Origin of the sequence: Halomonas sp. 1513, assembly GCA_001971685.1 — a bacterium.
Lineage (GTDB): Bacteria > Pseudomonadota > Gammaproteobacteria > Pseudomonadales > Halomonadaceae > Franzmannia.
In genome coordinates, this window is record CP019326.1 from 1,193,390 (window position 1) to 1,216,293 (window position 22,904).

General features: G+C 67.1%; 21 protein-coding genes. 17 read left to right on the plus strand and 4 right to left on the minus strand.

Annotated features, from left to right (window positions below; translation table 11 throughout):
* Window positions 1-6 precede the first annotated feature (6 nt).
* From BWR19_05505 to BWR19_05545, 9 genes are all read left to right on the plus strand, one after another.
* Window positions 7-489 (plus strand): 6,7-dimethyl-8-ribityllumazine synthase, encoded by a 483-nt coding sequence (locus BWR19_05505; GenBank protein APX92438.1) that lies wholly within the window; start codon window positions 7-9, stop codon window positions 487-489.
* Entirely contained in the window at window positions 486-983 is a 498-nt protein-coding gene (locus BWR19_05510) for a N utilization substance protein B (protein ID APX92439.1), read from the plus strand. The genes BWR19_05505 and BWR19_05510 overlap by 4 nt, the downstream gene beginning before the upstream one ends.
* A gap of 13 nt (window positions 984-996) precedes the next feature.
* Complete coding sequence (locus BWR19_05515; GenBank protein ID APX92440.1) at window positions 997-1,944, plus strand: thiamine-phosphate kinase; 948 nt, start codon at window positions 997-999, stop codon at window positions 1,942-1,944.
* Entirely contained in the window at window positions 1,941-2,414 is a 474-nt protein-coding gene (locus BWR19_05520) for a phosphatidylglycerophosphatase A (protein ID APX92441.1), read from the plus strand. The genes BWR19_05515 and BWR19_05520 overlap by 4 nt, the downstream gene beginning before the upstream one ends.
* A gap of 45 nt (window positions 2,415-2,459) precedes the next feature.
* Window positions 2,460-3,704 carry a hypothetical protein gene (locus BWR19_05525; GenBank protein APX92442.1) on the plus strand — a complete coding sequence of 415 codons (1,245 nt, stop codon included), beginning with the start codon at window positions 2,460-2,462 and terminating at the stop codon, window positions 3,702-3,704.
* 108 nt (window positions 3,705-3,812) lie between these two features.
* Entirely contained in the window at window positions 3,813-6,239 is a 2,427-nt protein-coding gene (locus BWR19_05530; GenBank protein ID APX92443.1) for an endopeptidase La, read from the plus strand.
* 38 nt (window positions 6,240-6,277) lie between these two features.
* On the plus strand, window positions 6,278-6,952 hold the full coding sequence (locus BWR19_05535; GenBank protein ID APX92444.1) for a hypothetical protein: 675 nt from the start codon (window positions 6,278-6,280) through the stop codon (window positions 6,950-6,952).
* Window positions 6,953-7,128: 176 nt separating this feature from the next.
* Entirely contained in the window at window positions 7,129-8,973 is a 1,845-nt protein-coding gene (locus tag BWR19_05540) for a dihydroxy-acid dehydratase (protein APX92445.1), read from the plus strand.
* 584 nt (window positions 8,974-9,557) lie between these two features.
* Window positions 9,558-10,598: an oxidoreductase gene (locus BWR19_05545; protein APX92446.1), complete on the plus strand. Its 1,041-nt coding sequence runs from the start codon at window positions 9,558-9,560 to the stop codon at window positions 10,596-10,598.
* Window positions 10,599-10,602: 4 nt separating this feature from the next.
* On the opposite strand, the gene BWR19_05550 is transcribed toward BWR19_05545, so the two are convergent.
* The gene (locus tag BWR19_05550) at window positions 10,603-11,181 is read right to left on the minus strand and encodes an ADP compounds hydrolase NudE (GenBank protein APX92447.1); all 579 of its coding nucleotides are present in this window, start codon (window positions 11,179-11,181) and stop codon (window positions 10,603-10,605) included.
* A 93-nt stretch (window positions 11,182-11,274) separates the two neighbouring features.
* Here BWR19_05550 and BWR19_05555 point away from each other — a divergent pair, with 93 nt between their 5' ends.
* The 5 genes from BWR19_05555 to BWR19_05575 all read left to right on the plus strand — a co-directional run bounded on the left by BWR19_05555 (window position 11,275) and on the right by BWR19_05575 (window position 15,701).
* A complete protein-coding gene (locus BWR19_05555; GenBank protein ID APX92448.1) occupies window positions 11,275-11,940 on the plus strand; it encodes a haloacid dehalogenase in 666 nt (221 codons plus the stop codon).
* Between the two features lie 15 nt (window positions 11,941-11,955).
* Window positions 11,956-12,345, plus strand: a complete 390-nt coding sequence (locus BWR19_05560) for an RNA-binding protein (protein ID APX92449.1) — start codon at window positions 11,956-11,958, stop codon at window positions 12,343-12,345.
* A gap of 27 nt (window positions 12,346-12,372) precedes the next feature.
* Window positions 12,373-13,248 carry an Hsp33 family molecular chaperone gene (locus BWR19_05565; GenBank protein APX92450.1) on the plus strand — a complete coding sequence of 292 codons (876 nt, stop codon included), beginning with the start codon at window positions 12,373-12,375 and terminating at the stop codon, window positions 13,246-13,248.
* A 251-nt stretch (window positions 13,249-13,499) separates the two neighbouring features.
* On the plus strand, window positions 13,500-15,086 hold the full coding sequence (locus tag BWR19_05570) for a phosphoenolpyruvate carboxykinase (ATP) (protein ID APX92451.1): 1,587 nt from the start codon (window positions 13,500-13,502) through the stop codon (window positions 15,084-15,086).
* Between the two features lie 117 nt (window positions 15,087-15,203).
* The gene (locus BWR19_05575) at window positions 15,204-15,701 is read left to right on the plus strand and encodes a peptide-methionine (R)-S-oxide reductase (GenBank protein APX92452.1); all 498 of its coding nucleotides are present in this window, start codon (window positions 15,204-15,206) and stop codon (window positions 15,699-15,701) included.
* A gap of 19 nt (window positions 15,702-15,720) precedes the next feature.
* Here BWR19_05575 and BWR19_05580 read toward each other — a convergent pair whose 3' ends face one another.
* From BWR19_05580 to BWR19_05590, 3 genes are read right to left on the minus strand one after another with little or no spacing between them, the layout of a single operon-like run.
* Entirely contained in the window at window positions 15,721-16,938 is a 1,218-nt protein-coding gene (locus BWR19_05580) for a hypothetical protein (protein APX92453.1), read from the minus strand.
* A 30-nt stretch (window positions 16,939-16,968) separates the two neighbouring features.
* Window positions 16,969-18,609, minus strand: coding sequence for a hypothetical protein (locus BWR19_05585; GenBank protein APX92454.1), 1,641 nt, complete (start codon window positions 18,607-18,609; stop codon window positions 16,969-16,971).
* A 35-nt stretch (window positions 18,610-18,644) separates the two neighbouring features.
* Window positions 18,645-19,427: a short-chain dehydrogenase gene (locus BWR19_05590; protein ID APX92455.1), complete on the minus strand. Its 783-nt coding sequence runs from the start codon at window positions 19,425-19,427 to the stop codon at window positions 18,645-18,647.
* A gap of 252 nt (window positions 19,428-19,679) precedes the next feature.
* Here BWR19_05590 and BWR19_05595 point away from each other — a divergent pair, with 252 nt between their 5' ends.
* The 3 genes from BWR19_05595 (at window position 19,680) to BWR19_05605 (ending at window position 22,873) form a co-directional block, all read left to right on the plus strand.
* Window positions 19,680-20,783, plus strand: a complete 1,104-nt coding sequence (locus BWR19_05595; GenBank protein APX92456.1) for a hypothetical protein — start codon at window positions 19,680-19,682, stop codon at window positions 20,781-20,783.
* A gap of 180 nt (window positions 20,784-20,963) precedes the next feature.
* Window positions 20,964-22,376: a hypothetical protein gene (locus tag BWR19_05600; protein APX94913.1), complete on the plus strand. Its 1,413-nt coding sequence runs from the start codon at window positions 20,964-20,966 to the stop codon at window positions 22,374-22,376.
* Window positions 22,376-22,873 (plus strand): hypothetical protein, encoded by a 498-nt coding sequence (locus tag BWR19_05605; protein ID APX92457.1) that lies wholly within the window; start codon window positions 22,376-22,378, stop codon window positions 22,871-22,873. Before BWR19_05600 ends, BWR19_05605 begins: the two co-directional genes overlap by 1 nt.
* Window positions 22,874-22,904 lie beyond the last annotated feature (31 nt).

Here is a 22,904-nt window from a genome sequence, read left to right on the forward strand (position 1 = left end):
CAGAGCATGCAACCGATCTCCCAAGTCGAAGGCAACTTCACCGACGTCGATGGCCGCTACGTGATCGTGGTCGGGCGCTTCAACCACCACGTGGTGGATAGCCTGGTCGAGGGCGCCGTCGACAGCCTGGTGCGCCACGGCGTGGACGCCGAGCATATCGATATCGTCCATGTGCCGGGGGCCTGGGAGCTGCCGCTGGCGGTCAAGCGCGCGCTCAAGGTCGCCAAGCCGGACGCAGTGATCGCGCTGGGTGCGGTGATTCGCGGCGGCACGCCGCATTTCGAATACGTGGCCGGTAACTGCAATGCGGCGCTGGGCAACCTGCAGCTCGAGTTCGACACCCCGGTGGCCAACGGCGTGCTGACCGTCAACTCCATCGAGCAGGCCATCGAGCGTGCCGGCACCAAGGCCGGCAACAAGGGCGCCGAGGCGGCCATGGCGGCGATGGAGATGGTCTCGCTGCTCAAGCACTTCGGAGGTGATGAATGAAGGAGTCGCGTCGCGCTCCCTCGGCGGCGCAGCAGGCCCGTCATGCGGCTCGCGAGCTGGCCGTGCAGGGGCTCTACCAGTGGCAGATGACCGGCAAGTCGATTACCGCCGTGGAAGCCGAGTTTCGCAGCCAGATCGCCGACGACGACCTCGAGGACCACGAGAACTGGGCCAAGGTCATGGAGATCGCCGACCTGGCGCTGTTCCACGAGCTGCTGCACAACGTGGTGCGCTTCCGCGACGACCTGGATGCCGCCATCACACCGCTGCTCGACCGTCGCCTGGAAGAGCTAGATCCCATCGAGCTCGCCATCCTGCGTTTGGGCACCTATGAGCTCTCGCGGCGCCTCGAGGTGCCCTATCGCGCGGTCATCAACGAAGGCGTCGAGCTGGCCAAGTCGTTCGGTGCCACCGACGGCCACAAGTACGTCAACGGCATTCTCGACAAGCTCGCCGCTCGCCTGCGCTACGCCGAGGTCAGCGCGCGTCGCTGAGTCGTCGATCAAGATGCTTAGCGAATTCGAGCTCATCGCCCGTCATTTCGCGCGCTCGCCCCAGGCTGAGGCCCACGGCGTGCAGCTTGGCGTGGGCGACGATTGTGCGCTGCTGGCGCCGAGTGCCGGCTGCCAGTTGGCGGTCAGCGTCGATACCTCGGTGGCCGGGGTGCATTTCCCCGCTGACGCGCCACCCGCGGCCATCGGCCATCGCGCCCTGGCGGTCGCCCTCAGCGACCTGGCCGCGATGGGCGCCACGCCGCGCTGGTGCCTGATGGCGCTGACGCTGCCCGAGGTCGACCACGCCTGGCTCGGCGAGTTCGCGGCAGGCTTCCACGCGCTGTGTGCCGAGACCGGCGTGTCCCTGGTGGGCGGCGACGTGACCCGCGGCGGCCTGGCGGTGAGCGTGACCGTACACGGCGAGGTGCCGACCGGCGCGGCGTTGACCCGCAGCGCGGCGCGGCCCGGCGATGTGCTGGCGGTGACCGGCACACTCGGCGCGGCGCACGCCGGGCTCAAGGCCTGGCAAGCGGGACAGCGCGATCTGGCGCAGCCCCTGCTGGCGCGCTACCTGCTCCCCCAGCCGCGTCTCGACGCGGGCCTGGCGCTGCGCGGCCTGGCCAGCGCGGCGATCGATCTCTCCGACGGCCTGCTGCCCGATCTCGGCCACCTGTGTCAGGCCTCCGGGGTCGGCGCCGAGCTCGACGCCGCGGCACTGCCGCTGGCCGACGGTCTGGTCGCGGCGCTGGGCGAGGAGGGTGCCCGCCAGGCGGCGCTGGCCGGCGGCGACGACTACGAACTGCTGGTCAGCCTGCCCGCGGCGGCGCTGGACGAGGCCCGGCGGCGACTCGCCGAGATCGGCGTGGCCCTGACCGTCATCGGCCGCTGCAGCGCCACGCCGGGGGTGCGCGGCGTGGCCGCGGTCGATGGCTGGCAGCACTTCCCGGGAGGTGAGGCATGAACCGCGCTCCCGCCAGCGTCTGGCGACGCCCCACCCACTTCCTGGCCTTCGGTCTCGGCAGCGGCACCGTGCCCTGGGCGCCGGGCACCTTCGGTACCCTGGCGGCGATTCCCTTCTACTGGCTGATGTCGGAACTGCCGCTCTCCTGGTACATGCTGATCATCCTCGCCACCTTCATCATCGGCGTATGGCTGTGCGAGGTGACTTCGCGGGATCTCGGCGTCCACGACCACTCCGGCATCGTCTGGGACGAATTCGTCGGCTACTGGATCACCATGGCAGCGGTGCCGTTCTCCTGGGAGGCGGCACTGTGGGGGTTCGTCGTGTTTCGTGTCTTCGATGTCTTCAAGCCGTGGCCGATCCGCTGGGCCGACCGCCGCGTGGCGGGGGGCTTCGGCATCATGATCGATGACGTGCTGGCGGGCATCTATGCTTGGAGTACCATTCACCTCTGGTTGTGGCTCCACTGAGGCGGCGACGCCTCGTTCGAACCATCTTTGTCACTGAGGAATAGCATGCGCAAGGGACGCCTACTGGTTGCCGCCGTGATGGTGCTGGGAGCCGGCTATCTGGCCGCCCAGGCCTATTCGAGTGCAATATTCGAGCGCGAGCTGTCGCGCACCCTGGACGATCTCGAGGCGCGCGGCGACCTGCACGTGCAGCGCGACCAGCTCGATCGTGGCTGGTTCGTGTCCCGCGGCGAGATCCAGCTCACCGCGCTGCTCGACGACTGGCAGCTGTCGCTGCCCTATGTCGCCCAGCATGGCCTGCTGACCACGCGCATCGAGGGTGATCTGCAGCTGCAGCTCGAGGGCGGTGACGACACCCTGTTCGGCGAGCGTCTGCCGGCCAGCCCGCCGCGCTGGCACGGCGAGTACCAGACCCTGTCGCAGACCTTCGAGGGCCGCCTGGACATGGCGCCTTTCCAGGTCTCCGACGAGCAGGGCGAGCTCGACTTCGAAGGCCTGGCGCTGCGTCTCAGCGGCGAGCAGGGTGATCTGTCACTGACCGGCAGCGTGGCGCCGTGGCGCCTCGACGTCGACGGTGAGCGGCTGGAGGTGGGGCCGCTGCAGCTCGACAGCCACTACCGCTACGGCGAGAACGACTTTTTGCAGCGTGACGAGATGCAGCTCGCCTACCTGCGCTTGGCTCAGGCCAACGGTCCCGAGATCGCCCTGCAGGCGCTGGGCTATCGCGGCGAGGTGCGTCTGGGCCGCGACGAGCTGGCCCTGGCGGGGCGCCTGTCGCTGGGCGAGATGATGCTGGCGGGGGAGCCGGCGCTCGCCGGCGAGCTGGCGCTGGGTGTGTCGCGCCTCAACGCCGATGCCGTGCGCACCCTGAGCCGTGAGCTGCGGGAGGCGCTGGCCGCCCGCGATAGCCAGGACCCGCTGACCGACCGCGAGGCCGAGGCGCTGGCGATGCGCCTCGAGCCCTACGTGCTCGCAACCCTGGTCGACTCGCCGCGGCTGACCCTCGAGCCGCTGCAGCTCGCCAGTCCGATGTTCGGTGTCGAAGCGCATGTCGAGGGCGAGCTGGTCTTCGACGGCAGCGATATCGAGCGCCTGTCGCTGGCCGACCTCGAGGTGGTCGCTACCGACAATCCCTGGCTGGCGCGTCTCGATGGCCACTTCGTATGGCGTGACCTGCCGCGCTTCGTGGCGCTACAGCTGGGGCTGCCGCTGGACACCGAGGACCTCGAGATTCGCATCGATGGCGGCTCGCTGACGCTCAACGGCGAGCCGCTGCCGCCGCTCTGGTAGCCGCGCGGCAACCGACATAAGCGGCGGTCACGCTTGAAGTTTGCTTGCCTCGCCCGCATTCCTGTTGGCAACAGGGCAACTGCCCACCGCTGCCAACAGGGATGCACGATGAGCGAACGCGACGATCTGCATGACGTAATCTTCGACACCGCCCCTCGCGATGAGCATGAAGCGGGCGACACCGAGTCGCATCACCACGGCGCCGTGGTGCCGGCCCGTGACACCTTGCCCGAGCGACTCTACCTGCTGCCGATCCACAATCGGCCGTTCTTTCCCGCCCAGGTGCAGCCGCTGGTGATTCACCGCCCGCGCTGGGAAGAGACCATCAAGCGCGTCGGTAATACCCCTCACCACTCCGTGGGCCTGGCCTTCGTCGGCGATGCCGGCGTCGATGAGCTGGGCCATGAGCACTTTCCCGTGATCGGCACCGCGGTGCGCATGCACAAGGTGCAGGGCGAGGACGACCAGATCCAGTTCATCGCCCAGGGCATGCGGCGCTTCAAGATCCAGCGCTGGCTGTCGAAGACGCCGCCGTATCTGGTCGAGGTCAGCTACCCCAAGGAGCCCATCGACGCCGAGGAGGACGAGGCGCGGGCCTACGCCATGGCGCTGATCAACGGCATCAAGGAGCTGCTGCCGATCAACCCGCTGTATGGCGAGGAGCTCAAGCACTACCTCAACCGCTTCAGCCCCCATGAGCCGGGGCCGCTGTCGGACTTCGCCGCGGCCATCACCTCGGCCAAGGGGCCGGAGCTGCAGGAGATCCTCGAGACCCTGCCGGTGATGGCGCGTATGCAGAAGGTGCTGCCGCTGCTGCACAAGGAGATCGAGGTCGCCCAGCTGCAGAGCGAGATCAGCGAGCAGGTCAACGCCCAGATGCAGGAGCGTCAGCGCGAGTTCTTCCTGCGCGAGCAGCTCAAGGTGATCCAGCGCGAGCTGGGCATCTCCAAGGATGACCGCGAGAACGACGTCGACACCTTCCGCAAGCGGCTGGTCGAGCTGCACGTGCCGGAGCGGGTACAGTCGCGCATCGACGACGAGCTCGACAAGCTCTCGGTCCTCGAGACCGGCTCGCCGGAGTACGGCACCACCCGCAACTACCTCGACTGGTTGACCTCGCTGCCGTGGGGCATCACCAGCCAGGACCAGCTCGACCTGGGCCATGCTCGGCAGGTGCTCGACCGCGATCATGACGGCCTGGCCGACGTCAAGGAGCGCATCGTCGAGTTCCTCGCCGAAGGCACCTTCAAGGGCGACGTGGGCGGCTCGATCCTGCTGCTGGTCGGCCCGCCCGGGGTCGGCAAGACCTCGGTGGGCCGCTCCATCGCCGAGGCGCTGGGCCGCGAGTTCTACCGCTTCTCGGTGGGCGGCATGCGCGACGAGGCCGAGATCAAGGGCCACCGCCGCACTTACGTCGGCGCCATGCCCGGCAAGCTGGTGCAGGCGATCAAGGAGGTCGAGGTCGAGAACCCGGTGATCATGCTCGACGAGATCGACAAGATGGGACAGTCGTTCCAGGGCGACCCGGCGTCGGCGCTGCTCGAGGTGCTCGACCCGGAGCAGAACGTCGACTTCCTCGACCACTACCTCGACGTGCGCATGGACCTCTCCAAGGTGCTGTTCGTGTGCACCGCCAATACGCTGGACTCGATCCCGCCAGCGCTGCTCGACCGCATGGAGCAGATTCGCCTGTCCGGCTATATCGCCGAGGAGAAGCTGGCCATCGCCAAGCACCACCTGTGGCCCAAGCTGCTCAAGCGCGACAAGATCGCCAAGAAGCGCATCAACCTCACCGAGGCGGCGCTCAAGCAGGTGATCGAGGGCTATGCCCGCGAGGCGGGGGTGCGCCAGCTCGAGAAGCAGCTGCACCGCATCGTGCGCAAGGCGGCGGTCAAGCTGCTCGAGAACGGCCAGCAGTCGGTCAAGGTATCGGTGAACAACCTCGAGGAGTTCCTCGGCGCGCCGCTGTTCCGCAAGGAGAAGGTGCTCGAAGGCGAAGGGGTGGTCACCGGTCTGGCCTGGACCTCCATGGGCGGCGCCACGCTGCCCATCGAAGCCGGCAAGGTGCACGCTCTTGACCGCGGCTTCAAGCTCACCGGCCAGCTCGGCGAGGTGATGAAGGAGTCGGCCAATATCGCCTACAGCTACGTGCAGGGCCATCTTGCGCAGTACGGCGCCGACGGCGACTTCTTCAACGATGCCTTCATCCACCTGCATGTGCCGGAGGGCGCCACGCCCAAGGATGGCCCCTCGGCGGGGATCAGCATCGCCACGGCGCTGCTGTCGCTGGCGCGTCACCAGGCCATCGATCGTCAGCTGGCGATGACCGGCGAACTGACCCTCACCGGCCAGGTGCTGCCGGTGGGCGGCATCCGCGAGAAGATCATCGCCGCCCGGCGCAGCGATATCTTCGAGGTCATCCTGCCCGACGCCAACCGCCGCGATTACAATGAGCTGCCCGACTTTCTCAAGGCGGGCATGACGGTGCACTTCGCAAGCCGTTACCAGGACGTGGCCAAGGTGGTATTCGGCTGAACGGGCGCGCTGCGCCCATCCCCAGATGACGAGATCGCATGGCAAAATTCGCAGAAATCGGCCGGGCTGCCATTCCCGGCCAGGGCACGGAGCTCAGGCTGCTGCAGCGTAACGACGAGTTCTCGATTCGTATCGTCGGCCAGCCCGGCGACCTGATGAACAGTCGCCTGCACGGCTCCGAAGACGCGCTGGCCGAGCTGGCCTGTGCAGACGTCGCCACCCGACCGGGCGCGCGCGTGCTGGTCGGCGGCCTGGGCATGGGCTTTACCCTCGCCGCGGCACTGGCCACGCTGGGCAGTGACGCCGAGGTGGTGGTCGCCGAGCTGGTGCACGAGGTGGTCGACTGGAACCGAGGGCCGCTTGGCCAGGCGGCGGGGCGCCCCCTGGACGATCCGCGTACCCGGGTCCACGTCGGCGACGTGGCGGAACTGATGCGCGACTCCCCCGAGGGCTTCGATGCCATCATGCTGGATATCGACAACGGCCCCGAGGGCATGACCCGCAAGGATAACGACCTCGTCTACTCGCCGCGCGGCCTGGAGAGCGCCCAGCGCGCGCTGCGCCAGGACGGCGTGCTGGCGGTGTGGTCGGCGGGGCGCGATGCCGGTTTCAGCGAGCGCCTCAAGCGGGTCGGCTTCAGCGTCAGCGAGCATCAGGTGCGGGCGCATCGGCCGGGGAAGGGGGCGCGCCATGTCATCTGGCTTGGTAGCTAGTCCTCTGACCTTCGCTCGGCGATGTTTCAGATCATAGCCGTGGCTGCTAGGGAGTTTAAGCGGCAGTGGCGCGCCCCCGGCGCGCATGACAAAATTGCCGTACCACTTCCTATTAAGACCGCCGGTCGCCCGCACAGTGAGGGCGGCCGCAGGCGGCATCGACGCTAGAGGACAGCATGCCCGAGTATCGTTCGCGTACCACCACCGCCGGCCGCAACATGGCCGGCGCCCGCGCCCTGTGGCGCGCCACCGGCATGAAGGATGACGATTTCCACAAGCCGATCATCGCCGTGGCCAACTCCTTTACCCAGTTCGTGCCCGGTCACGTGCACCTCAAGGACATGGGTCAGCTGGTGGCTCGCGAGATCGAGAAGGCCGGCGGGGTGGCCAAGGAGTTCAACACCATCGCCGTGGACGACGGCATCGCCATGGGCCACGACGGCATGCTCTACTCGCTGCCCAGCCGCGACCTGATCGCCGACAGCGTCGAGTACATGGTCAACGCCCACTGCGCCGATGCGCTGGTGTGCATCTCCAACTGCGACAAGATCACCCCGGGGATGCTCAACGCCGCGATGCGCCTCAACATTCCGGTGATCTTCGTCTCCGGCGGCCCCATGGAGGCCGGCAAGACCAAGCTGCTCGACCACGGCATCGACCTGATCGACGCCATGATCTACGCCGCCGACGACAAGTACAGCGACGAGGAGATCGACGAGATCGAGCGCAGCGCCTGCCCCACCTGCGGCAGCTGCTCGGGCATGTTCACCGCCAACTCGATGAACTGCCTGATGGAGGCGCTGGGCCTGGCGCTGCCCGGCAACGGCACCGTGCTGGCCACCCATGCCGACCGCCGCCGGCTGTTCGAGGAGGCGGGCAGCCGCATCGTCGAACTCGCCAAGCGCGTCTACGAGGGTGACGAGGCGCACCTGCTACCGCGCGCCATCGCCTCCAAGGCGGCGTTCAAGAACGCCATGACCCTGGACATCGCCATGGGCGGCTCGACCAACACCATCCTGCACCTGCTGGCCGCCGCCCAGGAGGCCGAGGTCGACTTCACCATGACCGACATCGACCGCCTGTCGCGGGAGGTGCCGCAGCTCTGCAAGCTGGCGCCCAACACCCAGCAGTACCATATCGAGGACTGCCATCGCGCCGGCGGGATCATGGCGATCCTCGGTGAGCTGGATCGCGCCGGGGTGCTGGATACCCGCGTTCCCACCGTGTATGGCGACACCCTCAAGGCAGCGCTGGATGAGTGGGACATCATGCGCAATCCGAGCGCCGCGGTAGTGGAGTTCTTCAAGGCCGGCCCCGGCGGTGTGCCGACCCAGACCGCCTTCTCGCAAGCCGCGCGCTGGCCGAGCCTCGACGGCGACCGCGTCAGCGGCTGTATCCGCGATCTCGAGCACGCCTTCTCCCGCGAGGGCGGCCTGGCGGTGCTGTTCGGCAATATCGCCGTGGACGGCTGCGTGGTGAAGACCGCCGGCGTCGACGACTCGATCCTGGTGTTCGAGGGGCCGGCTCACGTGGTCGAGTCCCAGGACCAGGCGGTGGAGCACGTGCTGGGCGGGCTGGTGAAGCCCGGCGAGGTGGTGGTGGTGCGCTACGAGGGACCGCGCGGCGGCCCCGGCATGCAGGAGATGCTCTACCCGACCTCATACCTCAAGTCCAAGGGGCTCGGCAAGGAGTGTGCGCTGATGACCGATGGCCGCTTCTCCGGCGGCAGCTCGGGCCTGTCGATCGGCCACGTCTCGCCGGAAGCCGCAGCGGGTGGCGCCATCGGCCTGATCGAGAGCGGCGATATCATCCATATCGATATCCCCAAGCGGGCGATCAACGTCAAGCTCAGCGATGCCGAGCTGGCGGCCCGCCGCGAGGCCGAGGAGGCCCGTGGCAAGGACGCCTGGAAGCCGCGCATCCAGCGCGACCGCAAGGTCTCGGCGGCGCTCAAGGCGTATGCGCTGCTGGCCACCTCGGCGGACAAGGGCGCGGTGCGCGATCTTTCCAAGTTGGATTGAGTTAGCGGCAGGGCTATCGCAGATCAGCCAGCACCGCTCGAACTGATCCGTCGACAGGCCTGCGAGGAGGCGCTGTAAACCCGTCCCTGGGCGCTACCTTGCGCCCTGCTTCGCTCTCGCATCCTGCTTCGCTTGCAGGACCGGTGCTGGCCATCCATGGCCAGCCCGTTTGGAGCAGTGCTCCTCACCCATGGCGCAAACCTCCTCTTCGGCCTGTCCCCGGCGTCCTTCGCTCTGGGGCAACGAAGATCGCCCGGAGAGCCGGGGTTATCTAAGCGGAAACCGCGAGCCCCCGCCTGGAAGCGGGGGCTCGAATTGTAGGCAGTGGCGCATCACGCCGCTTCGTTCAGCCTAACCGGTGGCTCGGCCAGCGCTTGCAGCTGGCACTCCAACGCATACCATGTCTCCAGTAGCGCTAGACTCTCTTCTGAACAACACATGCGTTTGCCTCCTTGGGTGGGTGACGGGATTGCAAACAGCCCCCTGAGTATGGACCCCTACACCAAGGTCGAGATGACCTTTCTTTGACCGTTTTTTGATATGCATCACGCCATATCGTCATAAGCCACCGACAAGGAGTGCTCATGTCGCACGATGTCAACGTCGCCGTGGTCGGCTACGGTTTCGCCAGCCAGACCTTCCATGTGCCGCTGATTCTCGCTACCCCCGGCCTGCAGTTGACCGCGGTGTCGTCCAGCGATGCCGCCAAGGTCGCGGCGGCACTGCCCGAGGTGGCCGTGGCGGCCACGCCCCAGGCGCTGTTTGCCCGCGACGACGTCGATCTGGTGGTGATTCCGACCCCCAACGAGACCCATTTCACGCTGGCCAAGGCGGCCCTGGCGGCGGGCAAGCACGTGGTGCTCGATAAGCCGTTCACGGTGACCCTGGCCGAAGCCAAGCAGCTCAAGAGCCTGGCCGACGACGCCGGGCGGCGCCTGTCGGTATTCCACAATCGCCGCTGGGACAGCGATTTCATGACCCTCAAGGCGCTGCTGGCCAGCGGTGAGCTGGGCCGGGTGGTGAGCCTCGAGTCGCGCTTCGACCGCTTTCGCCCGGCGGTGCGCGACCGCTGGCGCGAGAAGCCGCGCCCCGGCGGTGGCATCTGGTACGACCTGGGCCCACACCTGCTCGACCAGGCCTGCGAGCTGTTCGGCATGCCCCGTGCCATCCAGCTCAACCTGGCCAGGCAGCGCGACGAGGCCAGCGTCGAGGACGACTTCCTGTGTCTGCTCGACTACCCGAGCTGTCGGGTCAGCCTGGCCGCCAGCGCCCTGGTCGCCGCCGAGACGCCGCGCTTTCGTGTTCACGGTACTCAGGGCAGCTACGTCAAGTACGGCCTCGATCCCCAGGAAGCGCGGCTCAAGGCCGGCGAGACGCCGGCACCGGCATGGGGCGTGGATCTTCGTGACGGCTCTCTCAGCCTCGCCGAAGGCAGCGAGGGGCAAGTCCGCGAAGCGTCTCATGCCACGCTGCCTGGCGACTACCTGGCCTACTACCGCGGCGTGGTCGCGGCCTTGAGCGGCAGCGGCGAGATGCCGGTCAGCGTCGAGGATGCGCTGCGCTCCATGCGCCTGCTAGAGGCGGGGCTCGACAGCCATCGCCAGGGCCGCTGGGTTAGCCTCTGAGGGACTACCACAGGTCCAGCCCCTCGCGTCGCTCGCGCAGCAGGTCGCGGGCGATGTATAGCGCGGCGATGGCGCGCGCTTCATGGAAGTCGTCGCGGGCCAGCAGCGCCGGCAGCTCGTCGATGGCGTGGGTCTCGACGATCAGCGGCTCCGGCTCGTCGCCGGGCAGGCGCTTGGGGTAGAGGTCGGTGGCCAGCATCACCTGCATGCGGTGGCGCATGTAGTTGGGCGCCAGCGACAGCTCGGCCAGCGGCTCGATGCTATTGGCGCCGAAGCCGCACTCCTCCATCAGCTCGCGGTTGGCGGCGCCGACGATGTCCTCGCCGGGGTCGACCAGCCCCTTGGGCAGGGTCAGCACATAGTCCTCGAAGCCCGCGGCGTATTCGCGGATCAGCAGCACATGCTCCGGGTCGGGCATGGCCACGATCATCACCGCGCCGTGGTCGCTGCCCATCAGCCGCTCGAAGGTGCGCTCTTCACCGTTGGAGAATCTGAGCTCCAGCTGCTCGACGTTGAACAGTCGGCTGCGCGCGACCTCCTGGCGCGACAGGATCTGGGGCTTTTGCAGATAGGGTGCTGGCATGGTGACTCCTGGCAGGCCGCGTGGCGGGCCGTGTCTCGGCCCATCGGTTCGCGTACAATACCACTCTCGATTCACCACTGCGGAGCCCTGAGCATGATCGACTGGCGGGCCATCGACACCGTGCTGCTGGACATGGACGGTACGCTGCTGGATTTACACTTCGACAGCCACTTCTGGCTCGAGCACCTGCCGCGGCGCTATGCCGAGCTGCATCGCCTCGACGCCGCCGCCCAGGACGCGCTCAAGGCGCGCATCATCGGCGAGCAGGGCACCCTCAACTGGTACAGCCTGAGCTACTGGAGTGACGAGCTGAACGTCGATATCGTCGCCCTCAAGCGCGAGGTGCAGCACCTGATCGGGCTGCGCAGCGACGCCCTGGACTTTCTCAAGTGGCTCAAGCGCGCCCACCCGCGGGTGGTGCTGGCGACCAACGCCGACCGCGCCAGCCTGGGGCTCAAGCTGCCGCTGACCGGGCTCGAGGCATACCTCGATGCGATCGTCTCCTCGGCGGACCTGGGGGTGGCCAAGGAGGCCCAGGAGTTCTGGTTCGAGCTGCAGGAGGTCGAACCCTTCGATCCCGCCCGCACCCTGTTCATCGACGACAACCCCCACGTGCTGGAGAGCGCCCGCGAGTACGGCATTCGCCACCTGCTGGGCATCAAGCAGCCCGACAGCAGCCGGCCAGAGAAGGCCCTCGAGGAGTTCATCGCCCTGGATCGCTTTGCCACCATACTGCCCGATGAGCGACCACCGCATTGAAGGATGGAGAGCGCCATGGATAACGTCCGACTCGACAAGTGGCTGTGGGCCGCGCGTTTCTTCAAGACCCGGCAGCTGGCCAAGAAGGCCATCGAGGGCGGCAAGGTGCACTACAACGGCGCCCGCGCCAAGACCAGCAAGAACGTCGAGACCGGCGCCCTGGTGCGGGTGCCCCAGGGCTGGGACATCCTCGAGGTCGAGGTGGTGGCGCTCTCCGGCCAGCGCCGCGGCGCCCCCGAGGCCCGCGAGCTGTATCGCGAGACCGCCGACAGCGTGGCGCGCCGCGAGCGCGAAGCCGAAGCGCGGCGGCTCACCAACCAGGCCATGCAGCATCCCCTCAAGCGCCCCGACAAGAAGCAGCGCCGCGAGATCACCCGTTTTCAGCGCCGTCAGGGCGACGACTGACCGTTCTACTGTTCAACCGAGAGTCCCATGACCGACCAGATTCAGCGTTTTCTCTTCGATGGTACCAATGTGCGCGGCGAGATCGTGCAGCTCGACCGCGTCTACCAGGAGGTGCTCGACCGTCACGCCTACCCGCTGGCGGTGAGCCGCCAGCTCGGCGAGCTGCTGGCCGCGGTGGCGCTGCTCACCGAGACTGTCAAGCTCGACGGTACCCTGAGCATCGAGGTGCGCGGCGACGGCCCCCTCGAACTGCTGATGGCCGAGTCCAACCCCGGCGGTGAAATGCGCGCCATTGCGCGCCTCGGCGAAGGCCAGGCGCTGCCCGCCGACGACGCAGCGTTCAAGGAGCTGCTGGGCGCCGGACGCATCGTGATCACCCTCGACCCCCGCGAGGGCAAGCGCTACCAGGGCATCGTCGAGCTCTCCGCCGACAGCCTGAGCGGCTGCCTCGAGGCCTATTTCAGCCAGTCGGAGCAGCTGCCGACCCGGCTATGGCTGGCCGCCGACGGCGCGCGGGCCGCCGGCCTGCTGCTCCAGCAACTGCCTGACGACGCCAACCATCACGACCCGGATGCCTGGGAGCGCAGCGTGCACCTCGCCGCGACCCTGCAGCACAGCGAGCTGCTCGAGCTCGACGCCGAGACGCTGCTGTTCAGGCTCTATCACGAGGAGCAGGCGCGGGTGTTTCCGCCCAAGCCGCTGCGCTTCGGCTGCAACTGCTCGCGGGAACGCATCGCCCAGGCGCTCTACAGCTTGGGTGCCGAGGAGCTGCGCCAGATCCTCGAGGAGCAGCAGGCCATCGACACCCAGTGCCACTTCTGCCATACCCGCTATCACTTCGGTGCTGCCGAGATCGAGGCCTTGATCGAGGCGCCGGATGCTCCCCCTCCCACGCTGCACTGACGGCCGCCACCCCGACGGTTGGCAAGGCGCCAAACGCGCGGCATGTAGTAGTAAAACTACAAGAAATGCCGCGAAATGCGCCGTTTGCTACAAGAATTGTTTTTGCCATAATGGCCGCCCCTTTGACGCGATCGCCCGCCGCCCCACCAGAAACGAGCCCACTCGTTCACCGGCGGGCCATCAGGCACTCAGTGCGTCGTCAGACGCCCGGCTAACGAGAGAGAATCGGCCGCAAGGCCCAGGACACCAACATGACCACGACCCAAGCCGCACCCGCCGCCGCGCACCAACCATCCGACACGCCCATGCGTTACACCAACCTCAGCCACGCTGAGCTAACCGAGCGAGCGGTCAAGCGCGGAGAAGGGCGGCTTGCCGCCAACGGCGCCCTGGTGGTGAACACCGGCAAGCGCACCGGGCGCTCCACCGCAGATCGCTTCATCGTCGACGAGCCCTCGACCCGCGGCCAGATCGAGTGGGGCAGCGTCAACCGGCCGTTCAACGCCGAGGCGTTCGAGGCGCTGTGGCAACGCGTCGATGCCTACCTCGCCGAGCGCGATCACTTCGTCTCCGAGCTGCACGTCGGCGCCGACCCCCAGCACTACCTGCCGATTCGCACCGTCACCGAGACCGCCTGGCACAACCTGTTCGGGCGTACCATGTTCGTGCGCCCGGCGGCCTACAACCCGGCCCGCAAGGACGAGTGGACGATTCTCAATGCCGCCGATTTCGTCTGCGATCCGGCCCGCGACGCCACCCATTCCGAGTCCACGGTAATCATCGACTTCGCCGGTCGGCGGGTGCTGATCGCCGGCATGCGCTACGCCGGCGAGATGAAGAAGGCGATGTTCTCGGTACAGAACTTCCTGCTGCCGGACTCCGACGTGCTGCCCATGCACTGCTCGGCCAACGTCGGTGAAGATGGCGAGACCACGCTGTTCTTCGGCCTCTCCGGCACCGGCAAGACCACGCTCTCCGCCGACCCGGGCCGCTACCTGATCGGCGACGACGAGCACGGCTGGGGCGAGGGCACGGTGTTCAACATGGAGGGCGGCTGCTACGCCAAGTGCATCGACCTCTCGGAGAAGAACGAGCCGGTGATCTGGCAGGCCATCAAGTTTGGCGCGGTGCTCGAGAACGTGGTCCTCGACGACCGCCGCGAGCCCAACTACGCCGACGATAGCCTGACCCAGAACTCGCGGGCCGCCTATCCGCTGGAGCACGTCGCCAAGCGGGTCGCCGAGAATCGCGCCGGCGAGCCCAGCGCGATCATCTTCCTTACCTGCGACATGTCCGGCGTGCTGCCGCCGGTGTCAGTGCTGTCCAAGGAGGCCGCCGCTTACCACTTCCTGTCGGGCTATACCGCCAAGGTGGGGTCCACCGAGATGGGCTCGTCCTCGGGCCTCGAGGCGACCTTCTCGACCTGCTTCGGTGCGCCGTTCTTCCCGCGCCCGGCCCGCGAGTACGCCGACCTGCTGATCAAGCGCGTCGAGGCCTACGACTCGCAGGTCTACCTGGTCAACACCGGCTGGACCGGCGGCGCCTACGGTCAGGGCGGCACGCGTTTCTCGATTCCCACCACCCGCGCCATCATCAGTGCGATCCAGTCCGGCGTGCTGCGCGAGGCCGAGACGCGCACCGTTGAAGGCCTCAACCTCGCCGTGCCGGTAGCGGTGCCCGGCGTCGACTCGAGCCTGCTCGATCCGCGCCAGACCTGGGCCGACCAGACCGCTTACCAGCGCCAGATGCAGGACCTGGTAGCCAAGTTCGTCGACAACTTCAAGAAGTTCGCCGGCGTCGATGCGGCCATCGTTGCTGCCGGGCCGCGTCTCGACTGACGGCTGCTGAACCCCTCGCAACGCCGAGGGTCTGAACGAGGGGAAGCGCCAAACGCTTCCCCTCGTTGCGTAGGGTAGGTGCCGACGAGGTCTCACCGCACGGGAGGGGAGGGTAGAATGAAGCGACGTCAGTTTATGGGACTGCTGGGGGTAGGCGGCCTGGCCGGACTGCTGCCCGGCGTGGCGCTGGGGCGCCCCAAGCTCGATCTCGAGCCGGCGCCCGGCCTTGAACCGCTGGAGCTCAGTGACGACGAGTGGCGCGAGCGGCTGACCCCCGAGCAGTACGAGATCCTGCGCGACCACGGTACCGAGCGGGCCTTCTCGAGCCCGCTGGACAAGGAGTGGGGCGACGGCGAGTATCGCTGCGCGGGCTGCGATCTGCTGCTCTTCACCAGCGACATGAAGTATGACTCCAAAACCGGCTGGCCGAGCTTCTTCGAGCACGTCGAGGGGCATCTGCTGACCCAGGTCGACTACTTCCTGTTCTTCCCGCGTACCGAGTACCACTGCGCGCGCTGCAAGGGCCATCAGGGCCATGTGTTCGACGACGGCCCCGATCCCACCGGGCTGCGCTGGTGCAACAACGGCCTGGCGCTGCGCTTCGTGCCGGCGTGATCAGACCCGCGGAAACCGCTCAGGACCAGCGCCGGGCATTGTCCGCCTCGGCGCGCTCGAAGGCCGGGCGCAGGCGTACCACGATAACCAGTACCGCCAGCAGCGCGGCCCCGGCCAGCAGGAAGGTCAGGGTGAAGCCGACCAGCTCGGCGATCACCCCGAGCACCAGCGGTGCCAGCACCTGGGCGCCGCGGTTGCCCATCAGGCGCATGCCCAGCGCGCTGGAGCGCTGCTCGGGGTGAACGTGCTCGGCGAGGATCACCATCGACAGCGGCTGCGAGATCCCCGAGCCCATGCCGACCAGGATCGCCAGCACGGCCAGTGCCGCCACGCTGCCGGTCATGCCGGTCCACATCAGCCCCATGGCCACCGCCGCCAGCGAGGCGATCATGGTCCTGGCGCGACCGCCCAGCGCCTGGATGACCTGCGGCATGACGGGGCGAATCACCATCGCCGCCAGCGCCCGCAGGCTGACCAGCACGCCGATCAGCGTCGCCGAGAAGGTCAGTTCCTCGAGGTAGACCGGCAGGAAGGCGGCATGCGCGCCGAGCGCGAAGAGTACCGCCACGGTCACTGCGATCGACATCTGTACGCCGATATTGTCGCGCAGCAGTGAGGCCTGGGCACGATAGCCGAGCAGCGAGCGCGGCGTGGCGTGTCCGCGGCGGGCGTTGCCGACGAAGAAGCAGGAACTCACCAGGCTGATCGCCGGGATGGCACCGATGGTGGCGAACACCCAGGCCATCGACAGGCTGTCGATCATGTAGCCGGCGAGCAGCGGGCCGATCAACTGGCCACCCGACAGACACATGGTGTACCAGCCGAAGTAGCGCTCCAGAGCACGCCCGCGGCCCAGCCCGGCGACCACCGACTGGGCAGCGATCACCATTACCACGTGGGCCAGGCCGATGGTGATCTGGGTGGCCACCAGCCCGCTGAAGGTGGGAGCGGCCAGGCTCAACCAGGGGCCGATCATCATGCCGATGGCGCCGATGAAGAACACCTTCTGCGGCCCGACCCGGGTGACGATGCCGCCCAGCGGAATCGCCAATACCAGCGGCAGCAGATACGGCGCCGAAAGGATCACCCCCACCAGCGACGGGCTGGCGCCCAGCTCTAGCGCCCGCAGCGGCACCGCCAGCAGCAGCATGGTCTGGGACACGAACACGCTGGTCAGGCCGATGCAGACCATCACCAGGTTGCGAATCGCGCTGCGGTCCGGCGGGCTATCGTCCATGACTCTCCTTGCGTGGCCTTTGGCGGCGGCTCAGGCCTTGAACAGCACCGGGGCCAGCTGCTGCTTGTCGATCATCACGTCGACCACCGCCGGGCCGTCGGCGGCGAAGGCGCGCTGCATGGCGGCTTCCAGGTCGCCGGGCCGGGTTACCTGCTCGCCGTGGGCGCCGAAGGCGCGGGCCAGGACGCCGAAATCGGGATTCTGGTAGTCGACGGCGAAATGCCGACCGTCGTAGTGGGCATCCTGGAAGGCGCGCTCGTTGCCGAGCCCCTGGTCGTTGATCACCACGGCGACCAGCTTGATCTTCTCGCGCACCGCGGTTTCGAGTTCGCCGATGTTGCACATGAAGCCCATGTCGCCCTGCACCGCCAGCACCGGTACCTCGGGACGGGCCAGCGCAGCACCCAGTGCGGTGGGGAAGCCGGCACCCACCGCCGCCCAGTTGTCGATGAACATGTAGGTGTCCGGGGCGTAGCTGACGAAGTGCTGGCGCACGTGCTTGCCGGCGTTACCGGCGTCGACCACCATGATACCGCCTTTGGGCAGGGTACGCCTGAGCACGTCGGCAACGAACGGCGGCTGGATCGGCTCGGCATGAGGGTCGATCAACGCCTGGCGCTCCTCTTCCCAGCGCGCCACTTCGGCGGCCACGTCGACCCAGTTCCACTGCTGGCCGTCGAGGCGTGCGCTAAGGCCGGCCAGAAAGCTCGGCGTGCTGCCTACCGCGGCGACATCCACCGGAAAGACCGTGCCGATGGGGTCGACGCTGGCCGCCTGATGGATGAGGGTAGCCTCCTCGCGAATCAGGCCATGCTTGAAGGTGGTCGAGAACAGATCCATACGCGCGCCCACCGCGATCACCACGTCGGCCTGCTTGACCACCCGATTGGCGCTGTTCCAGCCGTTGCGCCCCAGCGGTCCGGCCGCCAAGGGGTGCGAGGTGGGGAAGGCGTCGGGGCTGAACTGCAGCGGTGCGACCGGGATGCTGTGCTGCTCGGCAAAGGCGATCAGTGCGGCGCTGGCGCGCTCGCGAAGCACGCCGCTGCCGGCCAGGATCACCGGGCGCTCGGCCTTGGCCAACAGCGCTGCGGCCTGGTCGAGGCAGCTGCCGGCCACTTCGGGCAATACGCTGGCGCGGTACTGCTGCGGAGACTGCGCCTCGGCCTCGACCTCGGCGCGGTAGATGGCGGTTGAAGCCTCCAGATGAACCGGACCCGGTGGTTCGGCAAGCGCCGTGCGAAACGCCTTGCGCAGCGCTTCCTGGGCCTTGTTGGGGCCAGTAATGGAGTAAGCCCACTTGGTGATCGGCTTGAAGAAGGTGATCTGGTCCATTTCCTGGCTGGCGTCTTTTTCGCGCAGCCACTCCTCCTGCAGGCCGTTGATGCCGATCAGCGGCACGTTACCGCGATAGGCGGCACCAAAGGGCGTGGCCATGTTGGTGACGCCGGGCCCCTCGGTGGCGGTGACCACCGCCGGGCGCTGGCCGGCGCGAGCGTAACCGTAGGCCATGAAAGCCGCGCCCTGCTCGTGACGAGTGAGGATGAAGCGCATCTCGGGCGTTTCGCGGATCACGTCGAGTAGCGCCAGGTTCTGGGTGCCGGGAATACCGAATACGTGGGTGACGCCTTCGCGGCGTAGGCCGTCGATCAAGGTTTGTGCAACGCTGGGCATGGTGAATCTCCTAGTGCTTGTTGTTGGTTGGTGGGCTAGACGCTGGCGCTGCGGCCGCCGTCGACGTTGAGGCTGGCACCGGTGACGTAGCCGGCACGCGGTGAGGCCAGGAACACGATGGCATTGGCCACGTCCTTGGCGTCACCTAGCCGGCCCAGAGGAATGGCCTGGCCCTGGCGCGCCGAGTATGCCTCCCAACTGAGCTCCGGCGCCTCGCGCTGCCAGCGGCGTTCGACCTGGGCCGAGCGCACACGGCCCAGGCATACGGTATTGACGCGAATGCCCTGCTCGCCGAGCTCGTTGGCCAGCGACTTGGTCAGGGCAATGCCGGCGGCGCGGGTCGCCGAGGTGGGCAGGGTCTTGGCTGGCGCGGCTTTGCCCGACACCGTGGTGATGTTGATGATCGCCGCCGCGGGAGAGGTGGCTAGGTGGGGCACAGCGGCACGAATGCCGCGCACCGCGCCCATCAGCTTTAGCTCGATATCGGCCTGCCAGGTGGCATCGTCAGCCTCCAGGAAGGGGCCTGAAGCGCTGCTGCCGGCGTTGTTGACCAGGATGTCCAGGCCGCCGAAGGCCGCGACCGTCTTGGCGACCGCCTCCGACGGGCCACTGGCGCTGGCGATGTCGGCAACGATGGTCAGTGGCTGCTGCCCGGTGTGCGCGGCGATGCGGGCTGCGGCTTCCTGCAACGGCGCCTCGCGGCGTGCCACCAGCGCTACACGCGCACCCTCCTCGGCGAGCAGTAGCGCCGTTTCGAATCCGATGCCCTGGCTGGCGCCGGTCACTAGTGCCACCTTGTCCGTGAGTGCCATGTCCATGCGGTGTGCTCCTGTAATGGGAAGCCGCGCGTAGCGGCGGCGGGGTAAACAGATGTCGACGTTGGCGTATGCAAGTGTCTACTCTTTAATACACATAGGCGTGTGTTGCCTGCCAGCATAGCGCGCTTTTTCTGACTATTGCATATCACTGAGCCCAATTGCATACTCAGGTACACAATAACAGCAAGTGGCGGAGGCGGCAGCCTGATGGCCGTCCACCGTCGGTCGGAAACTCACACGGGAGTTCACAATATGAATAACGCCAGACACCATACCTCACGCTTTGCTCGCCATACCCTCAGCCTGGCAGTGGCTGCCGGCCTCACCGTTGGCGTCGCGGCCAACAGCCACGCCGAACTGAGCGGTTTCTACGAGGGTGAGACCCTCGAGATTCTGACTCCCTGGGCGCCGGGTGGCGGGGCTGACACCTGGGGACGCTATATTGCCGGCACTATTGGTCCCTTCCTTGGGGATGACGTCAGCGTTCAGGTGGTCAATCGGCCCGGCGCGGGTGGCGTCCAGGGCACCAACGAGTTCGAGTTGCGCACGGCAAGCGACGGTATGACCGTGATGTTGCAGAGCGCCGGCCAGGTGTTTCCGTTCATGTATGGCTCCAGTGCGGTGCGCTACGATTTTCGCGACTATGAGCCGATCGTTGCCATGGCCCAGGGTGGGGTGATCTATGCCAGTGCCGATCTGGGCATCGATGAACCGCTCGAGCTATGGGACGTCGACGAGCTGATCTATGGTGAGGTGTCGCCCCAGGCGATCGGCTCCATGGCGCTTGCCGCGTTCGCACTGCTCGATCTGCCCCACGATGCCATCTTCGGCTACGAGAGCCGCGGGCCGACCCGCTTGGCGCTGGAGCAGGGCGAGACCAACCTCGACTTCCAGACCACCAGTGCCTACACCTCCAACGTCGAGCCGCTGGTCGAGGAGGGTACCGCCGTGCCGCTGTTCAGCCTCGGCATCATCGACACCGACGGCGAGCTGGTGCGCGACCCGGCCTTCCCCGACATGCCGACGGTGGCCGAGGTATACGAGGAGCGTCACGGCGAGGCGCCTTCCGGCGTGGCCTGGGACGCCTATCGCGCGGTGCTTTCCGCGGGCAGCATCAAGATGCTGTGGGCCAAGGCCGACGCCCCGGAAGACTCCATCAACGACCTGCGCTACGCCTTCGAGCAGGCGCGCCAGGATGAGGACTTTATCGCCGATTCCGAAGCGGCCAATGGCCCCTACGAGTGGCTGGTGGGCGACGACGCCTACACCGCCATGAGCGCCACCCTGGAGATTTCCGATGAGGCGCTCGACTATCTGCGCGACACCTTCAAGGAGCGCTACGACGCCGACCTTTGAGGTGACTTGAGCAATGTCAGGGGAGGGCTGCAGGGCCCTCCCCGCGTCGTATCGGATTCGCTGCCACGCTTACTGCAGCGCTCTCCATCATCCTTTGCAGATAGATAGGAGCACGACGCCGTGTTAGCCGCCGCGTTCGATGCCCTGGCGCTGGTCCTCGATCCATCCCGTCTGGTGTTCATGCTGTTAGGCATCAGCGTGGGGTTGGTGGTAGGCATTCTCCCCGGACTGGGGGGCGTCGTGGGCATGTCTCTGTTGTTGCCATTCGTCTATGGCATGGATCCGCACGCTGCCACGGCGATGCTGATCGGCATGGCGGCGGTGATTGCCACTGCCGATACCTTCCCGAGTATCCTGATCGGGGTGCCCGGCTCGGCGGGGTCCCAGGCCACCATCCTCGATGGCTACCCCATGGCCCAGCAGGGCAAGGCAGGCCGCGCCCTGAGCGCGGCCTTCAGCGCCTCGCTGATTGGCGGCCTGGTCGGTGCGCTGGTGCTGTTTGCCATCTTGCCGATTGCCCGCCCTCTGGTGCTGGCCTTCCAATCCCCCCACCTGTTCATGCTCACCGTACTCGGCCTGTGCGTCGTCGGCCTGCTGGCCGGCAAGTATCCGTTCCGAGGTATTCTCGCCACCCTGATCGGCATCATGATCGCCATGCTCGGCTCGGCCCCCTCCACGGTGACCTTCCGCTTCGTTGGCGACAGCGTCTATCTGATGGACGGCATTCCGCTGGCGATCCTCGCCATGGGCCTGTTCGCGGTGCCGGAGATCATTGATCTGCTGGCCGACAACCGCGCTGTCTCCAAGGTCAAGGAGGTCTCCAGCGGTTGGAAGGACGGCGTGCGCGACACCTTCCGCAACCGCTGGCTGGTGCTGCGCTCGGCAGCGCTCGGGGTCGCCGTGGGGGCGATTCCCGGCCTGGGCGGTTCGGTGGTCGACTGGCTCTCCTATGGCCAGGCGGTGCAGAGCGCCAAGGACAAGAGCGGCTTCGGCAAGGGCGATGTGCGCGGGGTGATCGCGCCCGAGAGTTCCAACAATGCCAAGGAGGGGGGCTCGCTGATCCCCACCATGCTATTCGGCATACCCGGCAGCGGGACCACTGCAGTACTGCTGGGTGGCCTGATACTGCTGGGCATTCAGCCGGGCCCCTCGATGCTGACCTCGGATCTCTCGATCACTTTGACCATCGTCTGGACCCTGGCCCTGGCCAACGTGGTGGGTGCCTTCGCCTGCTTCCTGCTGTCGCGCCCCATCGCGCGCCTGAGCACCATTCCGGCTGCCAAGTTCGCGCCCTTCCTACTGATCGTGATGATGGTCGGCGCCTATCAGAACACCAACCAGTGGGGCGACCTGATCGCCTTCATCGTCATCGGCCTGTTCGGCTGGCTGCTCAAGACCTATGACTGGCCGCGTGCACCGGTGCTGATCGGTTTCGTGCTGGCACCGAGCATCGAGCGCTACCTGACCATTTCGGCCTCGCGCTATGGCTGGTCGTGGCTGACCGACCCCATCGTCATCATCATCGGCGTACTCGCGGTAGGCGTGGTGGTGGCGGGGGTGCGCGCCAAACGCAAGGGCCTGGGAGAGAACTGATGTCACAGCGACTACGTGAAGAGATGCTGTTTATCAGCATACTGGCCGGCGTGATGGTGGTGGCCCTCTACATGGCTGCAGGCTACCCCTTCAATGCGCGGCTGATGCCCCAGGTGGTGGCGATCGCCGTGCTGGCGCTGCTAAGCGTCGAAGCCGTGCTCACTGTGCGCCGCTTTCGTGGCGCGCAGGCCAGCGACACTGCTGCACCAGAGGGGCAGCATGTCGGCGATACCGGTAACGAACCGCTGTGGGGGGCCAAATTCCGCCGTACCGCTCCCTATCTGGCCTGGCTGGCAGCGCTCTACGTGGGTATCTACCTGATTGGCCTGATGGCCTCGGCGGCACTCTTTACCGTCGCCTTCTGCCGGCTGGTCGGCAAGATGAGCTGGCTGGCCTCCCTGATCGGCGTGGCGCTATTGATGGCGGCGCTCTTCGGCCTGACCGAGGCCTTCAATATGCGCTGGCCGGTAGGCTATTTCTTCGACCCATTTCGCTGAGAGCAACCCCCTCTTAGCACCCGAGAACCAG